Origin of the sequence: Bartonella sp. TP, assembly GCF_030406085.1 — a bacterium.
GTDB lineage: Bacteria > Pseudomonadota > Alphaproteobacteria > Rhizobiales > Rhizobiaceae > CALTWN01.
Window position 1 is genome coordinate 800,774 of record NZ_CP129002.1, and the last position, 2,479, is coordinate 803,252.

The 2,479-nt window shown below is 44.1% G+C and carries 1 protein-coding gene and 2 rRNA genes (1 of these 3 only partly in view); all 3 read left to right on the forward strand.

The window, feature by feature from the left end:
• Positions 1–1,073, forward strand: a 23S ribosomal RNA gene (locus QVL57_RS03900) (it extends 1,734 nt beyond the left edge of the window).
• A gap of 49 nt (positions 1,074–1,122) precedes the next feature.
• Positions 1,123–1,237 (forward strand): 5S ribosomal RNA (gene rrf / locus QVL57_RS03905).
• A gap of 850 nt (positions 1,238–2,087) precedes the next feature.
• Positions 2,088–2,479, forward strand: a 392-nt coding sequence (locus tag QVL57_RS03910; protein ID WP_290075833.1) for a LysM domain-containing protein, incomplete at its 3' end; no start/stop codon positions are given.

Genomic DNA, 2,479 nt, shown 5'->3' on the forward strand with positions numbered 1-2,479 from the left:
CGCAAGACGACGTATAGGGTCTGACGCCTGCCCGGTGCTGGAAGGTTAAGAGGAGATGTGCAAGCATTGAATTGAAGCCCCAGTAAACGGCGGCCGTAACTATAACGGTCCTAAGGTAGCGAAATTCCTTGTCGGGTAAGTTCCGACCTGCACGAATGGCGTAACGACTTCCCCGCTGTCTCCAACGTAGACTCAGTGAAATTGAATTCCCCGTGAAGATGCGGGGTTCCTGCGGTTAGACGGAAAGACCCCGTGCACCTTTACTATAGCTTTACACTGGCATTCGTGTCGACATGTGTAGGATAGGTGGTAGGCTATGAAGCAGTGGCGCCAGCCATTGTGGAGCCATCCTTGAAATACCACCCTTATCTACATGGATGTCTAACTGCGACCCGTTATCCGGGTCCAGGACAGTGTATGGTGGGTAGTTTGACTGGGGCGGTCGCCTCCTAAAGAGTAACGGAGGCGCGCGAAGGTAGGCTCAGAACGGTCGGAAATCGTTTGTTGAGTGCAATGGCATAAGCCTGCCTGACTGCAAGACTGACAAGTCGAGCAGAGTCGAAAGACGGTCATAGTGATCCGGTGGTCCCGAGTGGAAGGGCCATCGCTCAACGGATAAAAGGTACGCCGGGGATAACAGGCTGATGACCCCCAAGAGTCCATATCGACGGGGTTGTTTGGCACCTCGATGTCGACTCATCGCATCCTGGGGCTGGAGCAGGTCCCAAGGGTATGGCTGTTCGCCATTTAAAGCGGTACGTGAGTTGGGTTCAGAACGTCGTGAGACAGTTCGGTCCCTATCTGCCGTGGGTGTAGGAATATTGACAGGATCTGTCCCTAGTACGAGAGGACCGGGATGGACGTATCTCTGGTGGACCTGTTGTGGCGCCAGCCGCATAGCAGGGTAGCTATATACGGAAGGGATAACCGCTGAAGGCATCTAAGTGGGAAACCCACCTGGAAACTAGTATTCCCATGAGAACCGTGGAAGACTACCACGTTGATAGGTCAGATGTGGAAGTGTGGTAACACATGAAGCTTACTGATACTAATAGTTCGATCGACTTGATTATTCTCATTTTTATATTCATTATTCATCATAATAGTTAGACGGTTAATTGACTTGGTGGTTATAGCGGAGTGCCTGCACCCGATCCCATGCCGAACTCGGTCGTGAAACGCTCCTGCGCTGATGGTACTTTGTCTTAAGACACGGGAGAGTAAGTCGCTGCCAGGTCTATTAATCGTCTAATACTTTTAGCCAGCTTCTTTATATTATTTTTTTGTAATTCATTCTATAGATTGCGGTAGGTTCCCTTCCGTATAATGTTAGCACGTTTGACTTTTTATTTGCTTTGTAACAGTTGATAATAATGCTGTCTGAATGCTTGTTAGCTAAACTTTTATGCCTTTATCGCTTCACACTAGGTTTAATATTTTCTCCTACTAAGTTTTTATGCAGACAATGCATTAGCTAAGCGATATGATATCCTTTAAGTTTTTTCCATAGCGAGTTCTAGCTGCATAACTCTACTGTAATAGCGAACTTATAATAATTTATTTAGAGCAGATCAGTAGTCTTTTACGTGATTATTAAGATCTAAGGGGCTAACTTCTTTTCGCATTTTATGCTGATTTCTTCTTGTGAGCATAATACATTGGCGCGATTGTTTGAAATAGCAATTAGTAGCTGCTCGTATTCCAGTGATTGGAAAAATAACAATGCTATGACGCCGTATGATTCAAATTTTGTAAAGGGTTAGAATATTTGTTTAGCCTTGCTATTACCTAAGCTTATTTTTGTATTTTAAGCTCTATTTTATTCTGTTTGTTAAAGAAAATTTAATAGATACATCAGTTTCTATAGGCATTAACTTTTTCTCATAATGAAACAACCTGCTATTAAGCGTTAGAAGAAAGGCTTAATAGTTATTGATTTTGGCTGCAAGGGCTGCTACTGTGCTGCTCTTCATATTGTAATGGGACAGTTTTGCTATATAACCCCTAAAGTGAATGTAAAATGTTATTGGATGTGTAAAAGTTAGTAAGCATAGATGTTAAGGCAGTTAATAAGTTATATAACGTGTATGATATACGTTTCTATGTCGGTTTTTCCGTCGAACGTATATGGTCGTAGCGGAGCAGAAATAGTCTCTGGTGGAGACCGTATAGCGCATGTTATAACGACAAGCCAGCTAGGCTCGGCAGAGCTTTTGCCATTTGATACCAAAACACATCTAGTTCGTAAAGGCGAAACGATTAGCCAACTTTGTGCTCGTTATAATATTAGCGAAGCAGGTTTTATGCGTTTAAATAGCCGTCGTTTTATGCTGGGTGGCCAGAAAGAATTGCGCATAGGCGATAGTGTAATCGTGCCTAGGCGGCCGCTTTCTAGCGCAATGTCCCGCTATTTGGATGGCGATACGGCAATAGCGAGCTCTATAGCAAATTATTTGGAGCAAGGCAGTAGCATTTTACG